17 protein-coding genes are annotated in these 17,482 nt (G+C 73.2%); 10 read left to right on the top strand and 7 right to left on the bottom strand.

Annotated features, from left to right (window positions below):
- The first annotated feature begins 71 nt into the window (after nt 1-71).
- The 3 genes from ctaD (at nt 72) to MHW47_RS09770 (ending at nt 3,663) form a co-directional block, all read left to right on the top strand.
- Nucleotides 72-1,802, top strand: coding sequence for a cytochrome c oxidase subunit I (ctaD, locus tag MHW47_RS09780; protein ID WP_239222268.1), 1,731 nt, complete (start codon nt 72-74; stop codon nt 1,800-1,802).
- Complete coding sequence (locus tag MHW47_RS09775) at nt 1,799-2,167, top strand: hypothetical protein (RefSeq protein ID WP_239222267.1); 369 nt, start codon at nt 1,799-1,801, stop codon at nt 2,165-2,167. Before ctaD ends, MHW47_RS09775 begins: the two co-directional genes overlap by 4 nt.
- A gap of 134 nt (nt 2,168-2,301) precedes the next feature.
- Nucleotides 2,302-3,663 carry an NAD(P)/FAD-dependent oxidoreductase gene (locus MHW47_RS09770; protein WP_239222266.1) on the top strand — a complete coding sequence of 454 codons (1,362 nt, stop codon included), beginning with the start codon at nt 2,302-2,304 and terminating at the stop codon, nt 3,661-3,663.
- Between the two features lie 25 nt (nt 3,664-3,688).
- Here the strand turns inward: MHW47_RS09770 and meaB are convergent, their stop codons facing one another.
- The 3 genes from meaB to mutA are packed head-to-tail and all read right to left on the bottom strand — an operon-like array spanning nt 3,689 to nt 8,756.
- Nucleotides 3,689-4,687: a methylmalonyl Co-A mutase-associated GTPase MeaB gene (gene meaB / locus MHW47_RS09765; protein ID WP_239222265.1), complete on the bottom strand. Its 999-nt coding sequence runs from the start codon at nt 4,685-4,687 to the stop codon at nt 3,689-3,691.
- A gap of 11 nt (nt 4,688-4,698) precedes the next feature.
- Nucleotides 4,699-6,900: a methylmalonyl-CoA mutase gene (scpA, locus tag MHW47_RS09760; RefSeq protein WP_239222264.1), complete on the bottom strand. Its 2,202-nt coding sequence runs from the start codon at nt 6,898-6,900 to the stop codon at nt 4,699-4,701.
- Nucleotides 6,900-8,756, bottom strand: a complete 1,857-nt coding sequence (gene mutA / locus MHW47_RS09755) for a methylmalonyl-CoA mutase small subunit (protein WP_239222263.1) — start codon at nt 8,754-8,756, stop codon at nt 6,900-6,902. The genes scpA and mutA overlap by 1 nt, the downstream gene beginning before the upstream one ends.
- 396 nt (nt 8,757-9,152) lie before the next feature.
- On the opposite strand from mutA, the gene MHW47_RS09750 reads away from it, so the two are divergent.
- Together MHW47_RS09750 and MHW47_RS09745 are read left to right on the top strand one after the other, a co-directional pair.
- Nucleotides 9,153-9,956, top strand: a complete 804-nt coding sequence (locus MHW47_RS09750; RefSeq protein ID WP_239222262.1) for a tyrosine-protein phosphatase — start codon at nt 9,153-9,155, stop codon at nt 9,954-9,956.
- A gap of 106 nt (nt 9,957-10,062) precedes the next feature.
- On the top strand, nt 10,063-11,043 hold the full coding sequence (locus tag MHW47_RS09745) for a hypothetical protein (protein WP_239222261.1): 981 nt from the start codon (nt 10,063-10,065) through the stop codon (nt 11,041-11,043).
- Nucleotides 11,044-11,128: 85 nt separating this feature from the next.
- Here MHW47_RS09745 and MHW47_RS09740 read toward each other — a convergent pair whose 3' ends face one another.
- Entirely contained in the window at nt 11,129-11,428 is a 300-nt protein-coding gene (locus MHW47_RS09740; RefSeq protein WP_308381599.1) for a hypothetical protein, read from the bottom strand.
- A complete protein-coding gene (locus MHW47_RS09735; protein WP_239222260.1) occupies nt 11,425-12,000 on the bottom strand; it encodes a hypothetical protein in 576 nt (191 codons plus the stop codon). The genes MHW47_RS09740 and MHW47_RS09735 overlap by 4 nt, the downstream gene beginning before the upstream one ends.
- Nucleotides 12,001-12,188: 188 nt before the next feature.
- On the opposite strand from MHW47_RS09735, the gene MHW47_RS09730 reads away from it, so the two are divergent.
- Nucleotides 12,189-12,680 (top strand): GNAT family N-acetyltransferase, encoded by a 492-nt coding sequence (locus MHW47_RS09730; protein ID WP_239222259.1) that lies wholly within the window; start codon nt 12,189-12,191, stop codon nt 12,678-12,680.
- 19 nt (nt 12,681-12,699) lie between these two features.
- On the opposite strand, the gene MHW47_RS09725 is transcribed toward MHW47_RS09730, so the two are convergent.
- Both MHW47_RS09725 and MHW47_RS09720 read right to left on the bottom strand, forming a co-directional pair.
- Complete coding sequence (locus MHW47_RS09725; RefSeq protein ID WP_239222258.1) at nt 12,700-13,512, bottom strand: VOC family protein; 813 nt, start codon at nt 13,510-13,512, stop codon at nt 12,700-12,702.
- Nucleotides 13,513-13,635: 123 nt separating this feature from the next.
- On the bottom strand, nt 13,636-13,968 hold the full coding sequence (locus MHW47_RS09720; RefSeq protein ID WP_239222257.1) for a DUF6479 family protein: 333 nt from the start codon (nt 13,966-13,968) through the stop codon (nt 13,636-13,638).
- Between the two features lie 207 nt (nt 13,969-14,175).
- Between MHW47_RS09720 and MHW47_RS09715 the strand changes: the two genes are divergently transcribed.
- The 4 genes from MHW47_RS09715 to MHW47_RS09700 form a co-directional block, all read left to right on the top strand.
- A complete protein-coding gene (locus MHW47_RS09715; RefSeq protein ID WP_239222256.1) occupies nt 14,176-14,568 on the top strand; it encodes a hypothetical protein in 393 nt (130 codons plus the stop codon).
- 93 nt (nt 14,569-14,661) lie between these two features.
- The gene (locus MHW47_RS09710) at nt 14,662-15,234 is read left to right on the top strand and encodes a 2Fe-2S iron-sulfur cluster-binding protein (protein ID WP_374230075.1); all 573 of its coding nucleotides are present in this window, start codon (nt 14,662-14,664) and stop codon (nt 15,232-15,234) included.
- Nucleotides 15,231-16,217 carry a xanthine dehydrogenase family protein subunit M gene (locus tag MHW47_RS09705; protein ID WP_239222255.1) on the top strand — a complete coding sequence of 329 codons (987 nt, stop codon included), beginning with the start codon at nt 15,231-15,233 and terminating at the stop codon, nt 16,215-16,217. Before MHW47_RS09710 ends, MHW47_RS09705 begins: the two co-directional genes overlap by 4 nt.
- 17 nt (nt 16,218-16,234) lie before the next feature.
- Nucleotides 16,235-17,482 (top strand): xanthine dehydrogenase family protein molybdopterin-binding subunit (locus tag MHW47_RS09700; RefSeq protein ID WP_239222254.1); only part of this gene is annotated, 1,248 nt, incomplete at its 3' end.

The following is a 17,482-nucleotide window of genomic DNA, read 5'->3' as shown; positions in this document are numbered from 1 at the left end:
ACGGCCGACGGGCCCGCTTCGCTGGTTTGCTGCATCCGGAAACACGGACGCACGAGCGAAGGAGCGGCCCCGTGACGACGACGGGCACACCAGGAACGGCCGAGGACGAGGAGGCGTACTCCAACGAGCTGCCGGTACACGGCAGAGAGCCCGGCAACGTCGTCATCAAATGGCTGACCTCCACCGATCACAAGACGATCGGCAGCCTCTATCTGCTCACCTCGTTCGGCTTCTTCCTCGGCGGCGGGCTGCTCGCCCTGGTCATGCGCGCCGAACTCGCCAGGCCCGGCACGCAGATCGTCTCGAACGAGCAGTTCAACCAGGCGTTCACGATGCACGGCACGATCATGCTGCTGATGTTCGCGACACCGCTGTTCGCCGGGTTCGCGAACTGGATCATGCCGCTGCAGATCGGCGCGCCCGACGTGGCGTTCCCGCGGCTGAACATGTTCGCGTACTGGCTGTACCTCCTCGGCTCGCTCATCGCGGTCGCCGGGTTCCTCACCCCGAACGGCGCCGCCGACTTCGGCTGGTTCGCCTACACGCCGCTGACCGACATCGTCCGCTCGCCCGGCGTCGGCGGGGACCTGTGGATCATGGGCCTGGCCCTCTCCGGCTTCGGCACGATCCTCGGCTCGGTCAACTTCATCACCACGATCATCTGCATGCGCGCGCCCGGAATGACGATGTTCCGCATGCCGATCTTCACCTGGAACGTCCTGCTGACCGGTGTGCTGGTGCTGATGGCCTTCCCGGTGCTCGCCGCGGCGCTCCTGGCCCTGGAGGCGGACCGCAAGTTCGGCGCGCACATCTTCGACGCGTCCAACGGCGGCGCGCTGCTGTGGCAGCACCTCTTCTGGTTCTTCGGCCATCCGGAGGTGTACATCATCGCCCTGCCGTTCTTCGGCATCGTCTCCGAGGTCATCCCGGCGTTCAGCCGCAAACCGATCTTCGGCTACATCGGGCTGATCGGGGCGACCATCTCCATCGCCGGCCTCTCGATCACGGTGTGGGCGCACCACATGTTCGTCACCGGCGGCGTCCTGCTGCCGTTCTTCTCCTTCATGTCGTTCCTGATCGCGGTGCCCACCGGGGTGAAGTTCTTCAACTGGATCGGCACCATGTGGCACGGCTCGCTGTCCCTGGAGACACCGATGCTGTGGGCGATCGGCTTCCTCGTGACGTTCCTCTTCGGCGGTCTGACGGGGGTGCTCCTGGCCTCGCCGCCGATGGACTTCCACGTCTCCGACACGTACTTCGTCGTCGCGCACTTCCACTACGTCGTCTTCGGCACCGTGGTGTTCGCGATGTTCTCCGGCTTCCACTTCTGGTGGCCGAAGTTCACCGGCAAGATGCTGGACGAGCGGCTCGGCAAGATCACCTTCTGGACGCTGTTCGTGGGCTTCCACGGCACGTTCCTGGTGCAGCACTGGCTGGGCGCGGAGGGCATGCCGCGGCGGTACGCGGACTACCTCGCGTCCGACGGCTTCACCGCCCTGAACACCATCTCGTCGATCTCCTCGTTCCTGCTCGGCCTGTCGATGCTGCCCTTCCTGTACAACGTCTGGAAGACCGCGAAGTACGGCAAGATGGTCGGGGTCGACGACCCGTGGGGCTACGGCCGCTCGCTCGAGTGGGCGACCTCCTGCCCGCCGCCCCGGCACAACTTCGTCACCCTGCCCCGCATCCGCTCCGAGTCCCCGGCGTTCGACCTGCACCACCCGGTCGTGCGCGAGCTGGAGGAGGCCGCGACCAAGCCCCACACCTCCATGACGGTGGCGCCCGGGGACAAGCAGGCGTGAGCGCCGAGAAGAAGCGGACGGGGTCCGGGCCGGAGGCCGAGAGCGCGCGGGGGCTGGCCCAGATGGAGGGCTACCTGCTGTGGAACGCCGAGGTCGAGCAGGCCCGCCGGCTCGCCCGGCGCTTCACCGACCAGCTGCCCTGGCTGACCACCGCCCAGCGCGAGGACGTGGAACGCGTCTACACCGCCGAGCGCACCGCCGAGTCCCGGGTGGTGCTGGCCCGGATCTCCGCCCGCGCCCTGCAACTGCGCGGCGAGTACACCGCGCGCTACCGCAGGCTCCGGGCCCGCTGCGTCGCCGCCGCCGTGGTCTGCGCCGGGGCCGCGGCGGGCGCCTGCGGGGTCCTGGCCCAGCTGGCCCGCTGAACCGGGCCCGGTCGTCCGTTCTGCCTTCCCAGCAGGCGCACTCGCCGCCCGGTCGTGAAGATGAGAGGTGACGGGCGCGTGTGACGGGGCAGGCGAACGGACGACCGTGCAGACCCCCAGAAGGGACGATCACTGTGGCACGACCCAGGATTCTCGTAGTCGGAGCCGGTTTCGCCGGGGTCGAGTGCGTACGCCGTCTGGAGCGGCGGCTGCGGCCCGGTGAAGCGGACATCGCGCTCGTCGCCCCCTTCTCGTACCAGCTCTACCTGCCGCTGCTGCCCCAGGTGGCGTCCGGGGTGCTGACCCCGCAGTCCGTCGCCGTGTCGCTGCGGCGCAGCAGCCGCCACCGCACCCGGATCATCCCCGGCGGGGCCATCGGCGTGGACCCGGAAGCGAAGGTCTGCGTGGTCCGCAAGATCACCGACGAGATCGTCAACGAGCGCTACGACCACCTCGTCCTCAGCCCCGGCAGCGTCACCCGGACCTTCGACATCCCCGGCCTCCTCGACCACGCCCGGGGCATGAAGACGCTGGCCGAGGCCGCCTACGTACGCGATCACGTCATCGCCCAGCTCGACCTCGCCGACGCCAGCAACGACGAGCAGGAGCGCGCGTCCCGGCTCCAGTTCGTCGTGGTCGGCGGCGGCTACGCCGGCACCGAGACCGCGGCCTGCCTCCAGCGCCTCACCACCAACGCGCTGCGGCACTACCCCCGCCTCGACCCGAAGCTCGTCAAGTGGCACCTCATCGACATCGCGCCCAAGCTCATGCCCGAGCTGGGCGACAAGCTCGGCGCCAGCGCCCTGAAGGTGCTGCGCGACCGGGGCATCGAGGTGTCGCTCGGCGTGTCGGTCGCCGAGGCCGGGGCCGAGACCGTGACGTTCACCGACGGCCGGGTGCTGCCCTGCCGCACCCTGATCTGGACCGCCGGGGTCGCCGCCAGCCCGCTGGTCGGCACCTTCGACGCGGAGACCGTGAAGGGCCGGCTCGCCGTGACCGCCGAGATGACCCTGCCCGGCCACGACGGCATCTTCGCGCTCGGCGACGTCGCCGCCGTGCCCGACCTGGCCAAGGGCGACGGCGCGGTCTGCCCGCCCACCGCCCAGCACGCGATGCGCCAGGGCCGCAAGCTCGCCGACAACCTGCTCGCCAAGCTGCGCGGCCGGCCCATGGAGCCGTACGTCCACCACGACCTCGGGCTCGTCGTGGACCTCGGGGGCAAGGACGCCGTGTCCAAGCCCCTGGGCATCGAGATGCACGGCATCGGCGCCCAGGCCGTCGCCCGCGGCTACCACTGGTCGGCGCTGCGCACCAACGTCGCCAAGGCCCGCGTCATGGCGAACTGGCTGATCAACGCCGCCGCCGGCGACGACTTCGTGCGCACCGGCTTCCAGATGCACAAGCCGGCCACGCTGCGGGACTTCGAGTACACCGACAGCTATCTCACCCCGGAGCAGGTCCGCGAGCACACCGCCGCCCTGCGCACCCGGATGTGAGCGGGCGGCGGGCCCGCCCGGCGGCTCAGTCCGCCGGGCCGGCCCCCCGGAAGGCGGCGAGGATCTCCTCGGCGGCCAGCGTCGCCGGGAGCGTCCCCTCCCGCACCCGCCGCTCCAGCTCCGGCGCCAGCGCCCGCACCCCGGCGTGGCCGCGCAGGCTCTCCAGCAGCTCCTCGCGCACCATGGTCCAGGTCCAGTCCACCTGCTGCTCGCTGCGCTTGGCGGCGAGTCGGCCCGTGGACTCCAGCAGCGCCCGGTGCTGCTCCAGGCGCTCCCACAGGGCGTCCAGCCCGGTCGACTCCCGCGCGCTGCACGTCAGCACCGGCGGCGTCCACACCGCGTCCGCCGCGTGCATCAGCCGCAGCGCGCCCGCCAGTTCACGGGCGGCGGCGCGCGCGTCGCGTTCGTGCGGGCCGTCCGCCTTGTTGACGGCGATGGCGTCCGCCAGTTCCAGGACGCCCTTCTTGATGCCCTGCAACTGGTCCCCGGTCCGGGCCAGCGTCAGCAGCAGGAACGTGTCGACCATGTTGGCGACCGCCGTCTCCGACTGGCCGACGCCCACCGTCTCCACGAGCACCACGTCGTAGCCCGCCGCCTCCATCACCACGATGGACTCGCGGGTCGCCTTCGCCACCCCGCCCAGCGTGCCGGCGGTGGGGGAGGGGCGGACGAACGCCGCCGGGTCCACCGCCAGCCGCTCCATCCGGGTCTTGTCGCCCAGGATGGAACCGCCGGTGCGGCTGGACGACGGATCGACCGCCAGCACCGCCACCCGGTGGCCGAGCCCGGTGAGCATGGTGCCGAGCGCGTCGATGAACGTCGACTTGCCGACACCGGGCACCCCGCTGACACCGACGCGCCGGGCCCGGCCCGAGTGCGGCAGCAGCCGGCGCAGCAGCTCCTGCGCCAGGGCCCGGTGGTCGGGGCGGGTCGACTCGACGAGGGTGATGGCGCGCGCGATGTGCGCGCGCTTCCCGTCGAGCACGCCCTTCACATAACTGTCGAGATCGATCCTCGGGGCCATCGCTCAGCGGCTCACAGCTCGTGGCCGAGGGCGGACCCGAGCCGGGTCACCAGATCGTGCGCCGCCTCCGGGATCACCGTGCCCGGCGGGAAGACGGCCGCGGCGCCCGCCTCGAGCAGAGCCTCGACGTCCTGCGGCGGAATGACCCCGCCGACCACGATCATGATGTCCTCGCGCCCCTCGGCGGCCAGCTCCTCGCGGAGCGCCGGGACGAGCGTGAGGTGACCGGCGGCCAGCGACGAGACGCCCACGATGTGCACGTCCGCCTCGACCGCCTGCCGGGCGACCTCGCCCGGCGTCTGGAAGAGCGGGCCGACGTCCACGTCGAAGCCCAGGTCGGCGAAGGCGGTCGCGATCACCTTCTGCCCGCGGTCGTGCCCGTCCTGGCCCATCTTGGCGACCAGGATGCGCGGACGGCGTCCCTCCGCCTCCTCGAACGCGTCGACCAGTGCGCGGGTGCGGTCCACGGACGGCGACTCCCCTGCCTCGTTGCGGTACACACCGGAGATCGTACGGATCTGGCCCGCGTGCCTGCCGTACACCTTCTCCAGGGCGTCCGAGATCTCGCCCACGGTGGCCATCGCACGGGCCGCGTCCACCGCGAGCGCCAGCAGATTGCCGTCCAGGCCGGGCCCCGGCTCCCGCCCGGCCGCCTCGGTCAGCGCGCGGAGCGCGTCCCGGCAGGCCGCCTCGTCGCGTTCCGCGCGCAGCCGCCGCAGCTTCTCGATCTGCTGGGTGCGCACCGAGGAGTTGTCGACCTTGAGGACATCGATCTGCTCGTCGGTCTCGACCCGGTACTTGTTGACGCCGATCACCGGCTGCCGTCCCGAGTCGATGCGGGCCTGGGTGCGGGCGGCGGCCTCCTCGATGCGCAGCTTCGGGATGCCCGCGTCGATGGCCTTCGCCATGCCGCCGGCCGCCTCGACCTCCTCGATGTGCTGCCAGGCCCGCCGCGCCAGGTCGTACGTCAGCTTCTCCACGTACGCGCTGCCGCCCCAGGGGTCGATGACCCGGCCGGTGCCGGACTCCTGCTGGAGCAGCAGCTGGGTGTTGCGGGCGATGCGCGCCGAGAAGTCGGTCGGCAGGGCCAGCGCCTCGTCGAGGGCGTTGGTGTGCAGCGACTGCGTGTGGCCCTGGGTGGCGGCCATGGCCTCCACACAGGTGCGGGTGACGTTGTTGAACACGTCCTGCGCGGTCAGCGACCAGCCGGAGGTCTGCGAGTGGGTGCGCAGCGACAGCGACTTCGCGTTCTTCGGCTCGAACTGCTGCACGAGCTTGGCCCAGAGGAGCCGGGCCGCGCGCAGCTTCGCGATCTCCATGAAGAAGTTCATGCCGATCGCCCAGAAGAATGACAGCCGGGGCGCGAACGCGTCCACGTCGAGCCCCGCGGCCCGCCCGGCGCGCAGGTACTCGACCCCGTCGGCCAGGGTGTACGCCAGCTCCAGATCGGCCGTCGCCCCGGCCTCCTGGATGTGGTAGCCGGAGATGGAGATCGAGTTGTAGCGCGGCATCTTCTGCGAGGTGTACGAGAAGATGTCGGAGATGATCCGCATCGAGGGCTTCGGCGGATAGATGTAGGTGTTGCGGACCATGAACTCCTTCAGAATGTCGTTCTGAATGGTCCCGGCCAGCTTCTCGGGCGGTACGCCCTGTTCCTCGGCGGCCACGATGTACAGCGCGAGCACCGGCAGCACGGCGCCGTTCATCGTCATCGACACCGACATCCGGTCCAGCGGGATGCCGTCGAACAGCTGGCGCATGTCGTAGATCGAGTCGATCGCCACGCCCGCCATGCCGACGTCGCCCGTCACCCGGGGGTGGTCGCTGTCGTAACCGCGGTGCGTGGGCAGGTCGAAGGCGACCGACAGGCCCTTCTGCCCGGCCGCCAGGTTGCGCCGGTAGAAGGCGTTGGACTCCTCGGCGGTGGAGAAACCCGCGTACTGCCGGATCGTCCAGGGCTGGTTGACGTACATCGTCGGGTACGGGCCCCGCAGGTACGGGGCGATGCCCGGATAGGTCTCCAGGAAGTCGAGCCCCTCCAGGTCCCGGCCGGTGTACAGGGGCTTGACCGCGATGCCTTCGGGGGTCTCCCACACCAGGTCCGCCGCAGCGGAGCCGGAGGACTCCTCGACCGCGGCGCGCCACTGGTCCTCGGTGACCCCGGGGGCGTCCTGGGGCCCGAGGGCGATGTCGGAGAAGTCGGGGATACGCATCACGCCACACCCATCCGGTCGAGAAGTGAGGAGAGCACGGCCACCGCGTCGCAGCCGGCGAAGACGTACTCGTCGACCCCGTCGTACGCGCCGGGCCGCCCCGCCAGGTACACGCGCCGCGCGCCCGCCGCGACCAGCGCGGCCGCGACCTCGGCCGCCTGCTCGGCGTAGAGCGCGTCGCTGGAGCACAGGCACGCCACGTCCGTCCCGGAGGCGGCGAACGCCTCGGCGACCGACGCCGCGTCCACCCGGGCCGGCTCGTGCACCGGCTCGACGCCGCCCGCCTGGAACAGGTTCGCGGCGAAGGAGACCCGCGCGGTGTGGGCCGCCGCCGGGCCGAGCGCGGCCAGGAACACCCGGGGCCGCGCGCCGGTCGCCGCCAGATGGGCGTCCGACCGGACCCGCAGCGCCTCGAACGCCTCGTCGCGCCGTACGACCGGCAGACCGCGCCGGGCCGGGGCTTCGGGGAAGGGCTCCCGCTCCACCGGGCGCTCCGCTAGCAGCGGGAACTCGCTCACCCCGGTCACCGGCTCCTTGCGCCGGGCCAGGTCCTTCGTGCGCGCCGCCCACGTCGCCGCGATCCGCTCCGCGACGAACCCCGAGCCGAGCGCCGCCGCCTGACCGCCGGCCCGCTCGATCTCCTGGAAGAACGACCAGGCCGCCCCGGCGAGTTCGTCGGTGAGCCGCTCCACGTACCAGGAACCGCCCGCCGGGTCGATGACCCGCGCCAGATGGGACTCCTCCAGCAGGATCGTGGAGGTGTTGCGGGCGATGCGCCGGGCGAACGCGTCGGGCAGGCCCAGCGCGTGATCGAACGGCAGCACCGTGACCGCGTCCGCGCCGCCGACGCCCGCGCCCAGGCTCGCCAGGGTCGTGCGCAGCATGTTCACCCACGGATCGCGCCGGGTCATCATCACCGGCGAGGTCACCGCGTGCTGGCGCTGCGCACCCGCGCCGGGCGCCCCGCACACCTCGGCGACCCGCGCCCACAGCCGGCGCGCCGCCCGCGTCTTCGCGATCGTCAGGAACTGGTCGGCGGTCGCCGCGTACCGGAACTCCAGCTGCCCGCACGCCGCTTCGACGCCGAGCCCGGCGTCCGTCAGCGCCCGCAGGTACGCGACCCCGGTGGCCAGCGACGCGCCCAGCTCCTGGGCCGCCGAACCGCCCGCCTCGTGGTACGGCAGGGCGTCCACGACGATCGCCCGCAGCTCCGGGTACTCCCGTGCGCAGCGCAGCGCCCAGCGCACCGCGTCCGCCGGGTCCGGCTCGGTGCCCTCGCGCGCGGCGAGCCCGAACGGGTCGGCGCCCAGGTTGCCCCGCACCTGTCCGGCCGGGGTGCCGCGCCGCGCGTGCAGCCGCAGCAATTCGGTCGCCGCCGCGTCCAGTTCGGCGCCGGCGTCCAGGACGACGGGGGCCAGGTCGAGCAGGACGCCGTCGAGCGCGCGCTCCAGACCGGCCACGGGCACGCCGCCGGTGCCGCCGACGGCCAGCCACAGCGAGGTGACGCCGTTCTCCAGGTCCGTCAGCACGGCCTCGTTGAGCCGGGCGGGGTCGGTGAACGCATGCCGCTGCCGTACGCCCCAGCCGCCCGCCGTACACCCCTCGGGCTTGCCGCCGCGGGTGAAGGGGGCGAACCCCGGGAGACCGGCATCGGGCGCGTCGTCGCGCGAGGTGTAGAGGGGGCGGGTGATGAGCCCGTCCTCCACCGTGGTGGACAGTGCTTCCTCGGCGGCCGGTCCCGACACGTCCTTGCCCGATTTGCGCAGCACACCCTCGACGAGGCTCTGCCACTGCTCATGGGCGGGGTCAGGGAATCCGGCGGCCAGCGAAAGCCCGTCAGCAGGCTGGACCGTCATGGCCCAGATGCTAGGACAGCTCCCGGGGGAGCAGCAGCGCGTCGGCCTGTGACCTTGCCCTCCCCCAGCGCGCTTGATCCTTTACGTACTGTCGCGTAGCAACGCCCGACGCTCTGTACCGATTCGCCACAGTGCGCTACGGAATGCCCAAAGTTATGCTGCTGCCAGTCCATTCATCCGGAGAGGACGGCGCACCCGTGACCGTGTGGCCGGTACCGGAAGGGCGCATGCCATGACGACCTCACCGGGCGGCCGGAAGGGGGCCCGGCCCCGCGGCGCCGCGCCCGATCGGTGATCACCGGCGTTTTACTTTGTCGATGTGACGACATCATGCGACTTTGATCCGGCCAGGCCGAAGTCGATTCGGATGCGTGCCGGGAAAAGAGGAAATCCATCGTGCACACCGTCAGGGCCGTCCCGACCGTCTCCGCTCTCAATCTGCGCGATCTGGGAGGCATTCCCCTGGGCCCCGGGCGGCAGGTCCGCCGGGGCGTGGTGCTGCGCTCCGGCCGGCTCGGCGGCCTCGACCCGGTGGACGCCGCCGCCGTGGCCGCGCTCGGCATCCGCACGGTCGTCGATCTGCGGACCGCCGACGAACGCTCCTCGGCCCCGGACGCCCTGCCGCCCGGCTCCCGCCTCTTCGTGGCCGACGTCCTGGGGGACAACCCCGGCGTGACCCCCGCCCGCTTCCGCGCCCTGCTCGCCGACCCCGTCGAGGCGGAACGCCTGCTGGGCGACGGCAAGGCGGAGGAGGCCGTCGCGCGGTCGTACCGCCAGCTCGTCCTCTCGCCCGGCGCCGCAGCTGCCTACCGCGCCCTCGTCGACACCGTCGCCGATCCCGCCGCGCGCCCGGTGCTCTTCCACTGCGCGACCGGCAAGGACCGGGCCGGCTGGGCGGCCGCCCTGCTGCTCCTGCTCCTCGGGGCCTCGCGGGACGCCGTGCGCGCGGAGTTCCTCGCGGTGAACCCGGTGCTGCGGGCCGTCGGCCGCCCCTATGTGCAGGGCTTCCTCGACGCCGGCGGCGACCCGGCGATCGCCTCCGCGATCACCGAGGTGCGCCCGCGCTACCTCGACACGGCCCTGGATGCCATGGACGAGCGCTGGGGCGGCCTGGACGGCTACGTACGCGACTGCCTGCGCGTCCCCGGTCCCACGCTGCGCCGCCTGCGCGGCGAACTGGTCGTCTACGCCGACGCGTAGCGGCGCCCGCCCTCCTCGGTCCCGCAGCGCTCCCGACTGTTGACAACATACCCCTGGGGGGTATGTTGTGGGGGTACGGAGAAGCCGCGTTCCCGAGGAGAGCGTCATGAACAACGGACTGAAGACCACCGCATTCGCCGCCGCGCTCGCCGCCACCTTCGGCATCGCCTACGGGGTGGGCGGCGGCATCGGCCCGGTCGGCACCGCGGCCGCCCAGCCCGCCGCCGGCCACGCCAAGGGTCACGGCGGTGACGAGCACGCGGGCCACGGCGCGAAGGCCGCCGCCGCGGCCCCCGGCGGGCTCCAGGTCTCGGACGGCGGCTACACCCTGGACCTGCGCACCCCGGCCGTCGAGGCCGGTGCTCCCGCGGCGCTCCGCTTCGCCGTCCTGGACGACGCCACCGGCCGCCCGCTCACCGCCTACCGGAGCGAACACGGCAAGGAACTCCATCTGATCCTCGCCTCGCACGACCTGGGGACCTACCGCCATCTGCACCCGGAACGCGGTGCGGACGGCGTCTGGTCGGTCACCGCCGCGCTCCCGGCGGCCGGGGACTACCGGCTGTTCGCCGACTTCACGCCCGGGGCCGACGGCGCCCGCAACCTCACCCTGGGCACGGACCTGGCCGTCGGCGGGCACTACCGGCCCCGGGCGCTGCCGGCCGCGAGCACCACCACCACGACGGACGGCTACCGGGTCACGCTGAAGGGCACCCCCGTGCCGGGCCGGGAGCGCGAACTCACCCTGACCATCAGCCGCGACGGCAAGCCCGTCACCGACCTCCAGCCGTACCTGGGCGCCTACGGGCACCTCGTCGCCCTGCGCGCCGGTGACCTCGCGTACCTGCACGTCCACCCGGAGGAGGGCGGCCCCGGCCCCTCGGTCTCGTTCGCCGCCACCGCCCCGACCGCGGGCATCTACCGGCTGTTCCTGGACTTCCGCCACGGCGGCGAGGTGCACACCGCCGCGTTCACCGTCGCCGCGGGCGCGCAGCCGGCGAAGCAGGAAACCGCGAAGCAGGAAGCCTCGAAGCCGGAAACGGGGAAGCCGGAAGCGGAGAAGGCCGAGACCGGGCACGCCCACTGAGGCCGGACAGCCCTCGGCCCCCGGCACGAAGCGTGCCGGGGGCCGAGGAGCGAGGGCGGCTGCCGGTGGATCTCCCGGAGCGTTCTCAGACCCTCAGGAGCCGTTCGGTCAGGTCGCGGTAGTGCTGGAGCGTGATCCGCAGCTCCTCCGTCCGCGCCCCGCCGTCGCCGTCGCCGTGGCCGGGTTCGCCCGGTTCGCCGACGCGCAGGGTGCCGCGCCGCTCCTCGAGCGCTTCGGTGAGGCCGGCGACCACCGCGTCGAACGTGGCCTCGGCCTCCTTCACCGCGCGGTGCGGGCTCTCGACGAAGTCGGCCACCGCCTGGTGGAGGCGCCGGACGAACTCGTCCTGCCGGCCGGCCGGGAGAAGCGGTTCGACCTCGTTCATGCCCTGCCCCTTCCTTCCGCGTGGTGCTCGTCCCGGTGGGCCGGGCGGCCGGTGCCGTTCGACACCAGGACGTCGAAGAGGCCGCGCGCCTCGACGAGCGCCGTCCGCAGCTCCTCCGTGCCGCCCTCGCCGCGCCGCGCGGCGTGCACCCGCCGGTAGGCGTGGACGTGGTGGGCGTGGTGGACGGAGAGCGCGTCGGCCTGCTCACCGAAGTCCGTGCCGTCGGGAAAGCCCAGGTCGCGGGCCAGTTCGGCCAGGAGTGCGTCCGCCTCGGCCACCGCCTGCTGCGGCGCGTCCACGAACCGGTCCTGCACCCGCGCCCAGCGCGCCAGGTACTCCTCCCGCTCCTGGGGCGTCAGCGTGCGCTCCTCCAGCGAGCCGTGCCGCTTCAGCCGTTCGTTCAGTTCGTGCTCGGCGGCCCTGGTGTCACCGTCGTGCCGGGCCACGACCCGGTCGTACTCGGGCCCGAAACGCCGGCGCAGCCCGTGCTTGCCGTTGCGCCGGCCGATGACGAAGAACACTCCGGCGGCCACCAGCACGGCCACCGCGAGGACGATCACGAGGGTCGTCATCGCCGCCACCTCCGGCGGCAGCCGGTCCGCGGGTCGCTGTAGTCCACTCCCACCATCCCCTTCGGTTCGCTGCCCGGCTCCTCCTGGCCGGGCGTGGGGCTCGTGTACCCCCGCGCACGCCGTCGAGACACGTCGTCGGCGGGGGAGTGGCGTGCGGGGCGCCGCGAGCGGTGCGTAATACTCGCTCCATGAGATCAAGCGTTACGCCGGCGGGTCGCCGGGCGTCCGGCGGCCCGGTCCGCGTCCGGCGGGCGACCGCGCGGGACGCCGGGCGCCTCACCCGGCTGGTCCGCTCCTCGCGCGCCTACGACGGCCCGTACGCGCCGATGGTCGCCGGGTACCGGGTCGGGCCGGACTACATCGAGGCCCATGAGGTGTTCGCGGCCGTGCGGGAGGCCACGGGCCAGGTGCTCGGGTTCTACGCGCTGATCCTGGAGCCGCCCGAGCTGGACCTGCTCTTCGTCGCCGACGCCGCCCAGGGCAGCGGCACCGGGCGGCTGCTCGTGGACCATCTGCGCCGCGAGGCCGACGCCCGCGGGCTGGCCGGTGTGCGCGTCGTCTCGCATCCGCCGGCCGAGGGCTTCTACCTGAGCATGGGCGCGCGGCGCACCGGCACCGTACGGGCCGCGCCCCCGGCGGTGATGTGGGACCGGCCCGAGCTGTGCCTGCCCGTCCCCTGACGGACGCCCGGCGCGCCGCTCAGGGTGCGAGGGGGAGGTCGGTCACGGTGAACAGCCCGCCGTCCGGGTCCAGGAGCGTCGCCTCCCGGCCCTCCGGCTGCGTCAGCTCCTCCACCAGCGAGCCCCCGTGCTCGCGCGCCCGCCGCACGGCGAGCTCCACGTCGTCCACCGGGAAGTTGACCTGCCAGTGCGGCCGGACCAGCGGATCGGGGGCGGCCTCGACCGCGCCGGAGCTGATCCGGGCCAGCTGGCGTCCCCCGCAGCACACGATGACCTCGTCCTTCGCGTAGGCCACCTCGCAGGCGCCCGGCAGCCCGCTCGCCCAGTCCAGCACCTCGCCGTAGAAGATCGCGGCGTCGAAGGCGCTCCGGGTGCGCAGCCGCAGCCAGGCGTGGGCCTGGTCCTCCGGCGCGGGCGGCGACGTGGCCGGCTCGGTGCGCTCCCAGATGCCGAACCCGGCCCCGTCGCGGTCGGCGGCCAGGGCGCCGCGCCCCTTGCCCAGCGTGAGCGGCCCCACCGCCACCGTGCCGCTGCGTTCCCGGATGCGGGAGGCGGCCACATCGGCGTCCCGGACGGCGAAGTAGGGGGTCCAGGCGACCGCGACGCGGAACGCGGTGGCCACCGCGCCGATGCCGGCGACCGGTACGTCGCCCCGGCGGGCCACCGAGAAGTCCTGGCCGAGCCGGCCCGTGCGGAAGGACCAGCCCATCACCGGGCCGTAGAACGCCTGGGCCGACTCCAGGTCGCGGGTCATCAGGTTGACCCAGCACGGAGCAGCGGACCCGGTGAGAGCCGCACGGGCGGGCGCCGTGCCGGGGGTGCTTGGGGTCATGGTGCTTTCTGCCTTCATCGGGGGTGCGGCAGAGGTGCCGGCGGCCCTCGGGGGCCGTCAACCAGCCTCACCGGGGGCGGCCACTCCCGCAACACGCGCACCGCACGCCCCGCGCGGCACGGGTCAGTCCCGCTTGTCGTCGTCCTCGTGGCGGATCGGCTCGTTGCCGTGCTCGCCCAGCTCGTAGGGCGACAGGCCCCTGCCGTCGGGCGGGAAGCGGTCGTCGCCGTGCACGTTCGGCTGCTCCTCGTGGGTGCGCCGGCCGGGTCCGACGGGCTGCTCGTCCGGCCGGGGCGGGGGCAGTTCCTGGTCCTGCCGTCGCTTGCCCAGAATGAAGGCGCCGATCAGCAGGAGCACCAGGAGCACCCCGATCACGCCCAGCACGACACCCGTCGCACCGCGTCCGTCCGCAAGAGTGACCGCCAGGGAATTCAGGGCTCCATCCGAAACATCCATGTTTGCCGGATACCCCGCTTCGGGGCCGCCACTCGGGACGGCGTTCGAATTCATGTTTTAAGTGGATAAGCCCACAGAAAATGTTTCGATCGGCGTGGACCGTGCCGTGCCGGGCACGCGAGGTGGTCCGGGCCGCTCCTGTCGCAGCCGACTGCCGACGGGGTCAGCCTGGAGATGACGGCATTGCCCCCTTCGGAAGGAACCGCGGTGAACAGCGCACAGGACAAGCGGCAGGCCACGGAGGACCACCACGACCAGGAGGTGACGGTCGTCCTCGGAGAGTGCCCGGAGGAGGACGCGCGCACCGTCTTCGACGCCCTGCGGGCCGCCTTCACCACCGACCGCTCGTCGGCGGACGTGCCCCACGAGGCCGGCGACGGGCGGCCCACCGTGTGGACCGCGACCGTCGACGTCTCCGAGGCGCGGGTGATCTCCGGGGCGGTGCGCCTCGGCGGCCCGGTCACGCTCGACGTGCAGGGCGGCTACGCGGCGGTGGACCGGCTCCGCGCGGGCCTGGCCGACGCCTTCGCCGTCCGGGTCCTCGGCACGGTGTCGGGTGACCAGGAGGAGGAAGTGCGGCTGCGGCTGGACAACCGGTAGGCCGAACGCCCGCACGGCAGGGCGGCGGACACCTGACGGCAGCACACATCTGGTAGAAATCGGACAAAGTGCTCTCGTGGAAAGGTGTCGCCCGTGGACCCGACCAGTGTGTGGGAGGGCGGCGCCGGTGAACCCCAGATCCCCGGCGACGTCCCCTCCGCCACCCTGACCCTGAACGTCAACGGCACCGAACACACCCTCACCCTCGACCACCGCACCACCCTCCTGGACGCCCTGCGCCACCACCTGGACCTGACCGGGGCGAAGAAGGGCTGCGACCACGGCCAGTGCGGCGCCTGCACCGTCCTCGTCGACGGCCGCCGCGCCAACAGCTGCCTCCTGCTGGCCGTCGCCCACGACGGCTCCCGCGTCACCACCGTCGAGGGACTGGCCGACGGCGAACGACTGCACCCGCTCCAGGAGGCGTTCCTGGAACGCGACGCCTTCCAGTGCGGCTACTGCACCCCCGGCCAGCTCTGTTCCGCCGCCGGCGTCCTCGCCGAGGCCGACAGCGGCCACCCCTCCCACGTCACCCCGCACGACGCGCCGGTGAACGCCTCCGCCCGGCTGACCCCCGAGGAGATCCGCGAGCGGATGAGCGGCAACCTCTGCCGGTGCGGCGCCTACCCCCGGATCACCGAGGCAGTCGGGGACGTGGCGCCGTGAAGCCCTTCGCCTATCTGCGCGCCGGCACCGTCGCCGACGCCGTCCGCGCCTGCGCCGCCCACCCCGGGGCCAAGTTCCTCGGCGGCGGCACCAACCTGGTGGACCTGATGAAGCTCGGCGTGGAGACGCCCGGCCTCCTCGTCGACGTCAGCCGGCTGCCGCTCGACCGGATCACGGACACCCCCGAGGGCGGGCTGCGCATCGGCGCCACCGTCCGCAACAGCGACCTGGCCGCCCACCCCGCCGTACGCACCCGCTACCCCGCCCTCTCCCAGGCCCTGCTCGCCGGCGCCTCCGGGCAGCTCCGCAACATCGCCACCACCGGCGGCAACCTCCTCCAGCGCACCCGCTGCCCGTACTTCCAGGACACCTCCAAGCCCTGCAACAAACGCGCACCGGGCACCGGCTGCCCCGCCCGTGAGGGCACCCACCGCGACCTCGCCGTCCTCGGGCACTCCGAGGAATGCGTCGCCACCCACCCCTCCGACATGGCCGTCGCCCTGGCCGCGCTCGACGCCGAAGTCCTGCTGCACGGACCGGAGGGCGAACGCACCGTCCCCGTCACCGGGTTCCACCGGCTGCCCGGCGACAACCCCGACGCCGACACCGTCGTCCGGCCCGGCGAACTCGTCACCGACGTGCTGCTGCCCCCGCTGCCCGACGGCACGGTCAGCCTCTACCGCAAGGCCCGCGACCGCGCCTCCTACGCCTTCGCGCTCGCCTCCGTCGCCGCCGTCCTGCACGTCCGCGACGGGCGCGTCGAGCACGCCGCACTGGCCTTCGGCGGCCTCGCCCACCGGCCCTGGCGGGCCCGCACAGCCGAGGAGATCCTGCGCGGCGCACCCGCGGACGACGCCACCTTCCTGCGGGCCGCCGACGCCGAACTCGCCGCCGCCCGCCCGCTGCGCGACAACGCCTTCAAGGTCCGCCTGGCCCGGCACCTGGCCGTGGACGCCCTCGCCGAACTCACCGCCCGCACCTGACCACCGAGGACCCCGCCATGAGCCACGCCCCCCAGCCACTGGGCGCGCCCGCCGTCCGCCGCGAGGGCCGCGCCAAGGTGACCGGCACCGCCCGCTACGCCGCCGAGCGCGGCCTGCCCGGCTGCCTCTACGCCTGGCCCGTGCCCGCCTCCGTCCCGGCCGGCCGGGTCACCGCCGTGCGCACCGTCGACGCCCTGGCCCAGCCCGGTGTCCACTGCGTGCTCACCCACGACAACGCCCCGCGCCTGGAGGAGCCGGACGACCCGATCCTGGCCGTGCTCCAGGACGACCGGGTACCCCACCGGGGCTGGCCCGTCGCGCTCGTCGTCGCCGACAGCCTCGCCGCCGCCCGCGCGGGCGCCGACGCCCTGCACATCACGTACGAGACGGCCCCGCACGACGTCCGGCTCACCGCGGACCACCCCGGCCTCTACACCCCGGAGAACGCCAACGGCGGCTACCCGGCCGTCCGCGAACGCGGCGACTTCGACCGCGCCTTCGCCGGCTCGCCCGTCCGCGTGGACGTGACGTACACCCTGGAGGCGCTGCACAACCACCCCATGGAACCGCACGCCACGACCGCCCACTGGTCGCCCGAGGGCCACCTCACCGTGTGGGACTCCAGCCAGGGCTCCACCAAGGTCCGCGACAGCCTCGCCGCCGCCTTCGGGCTCACCACCGACCGGGTCACCGTCGTCTCGGAACACGTCGGCGGCGGCTTCGGCTCCAAGGGCACCCCGCGCCCCCAGGTCGTGCTCGCCACCATGGCCGCGCTGCACACCGGCTGCCCCGTCGAACTCGCCCTGCCCCGCCGCCAGATGCCGGCGCTCGTCGGCCACCGGGCGCCGACCGTGCAGCGCGTCCGGCTCGGCGCCGAACGGGACGGCACACTCACCGCGGTCGCCCAGGAGATCGTCACCCACACCTCCCGCCTCAAGGAGTTCGTGGAACAGGCCGCCGTCCCCGCCCGCGTCATGTACGGCTCCCCGCACAGCCGCACCACCCACCGGGTCACCGCGCTGGACGTGCCGAGCCCCTCCTGGATGCGCGCCCCCGGCGAGGCCTCAGGCATGTACGCCCTGGAGTCCGCGATGGACGAACTCGCCACCGCACTCGCCCTCGACCCCGTCGAACTGAGGCTGCGCAACGACCCCGCCGAGGAACCGGACTCCGGCAAACCGTTCAGCAGCCGCGGCCTGGCCGCCTGTCTGCGCGAGGGCGCCGCCCGCTTCGGCTGGCAGGGGCGCGACCCCGCCCCCGGCACC

It is taken from the genome of Streptomyces sp. OfavH-34-F (assembly GCF_022347745.1).
Taxonomy (GTDB): domain Bacteria; phylum Actinomycetota; class Actinomycetes; order Streptomycetales; family Streptomycetaceae; genus Streptomyces.
This window is presented reverse-complemented; position numbering and strand designations above follow the sequence as displayed.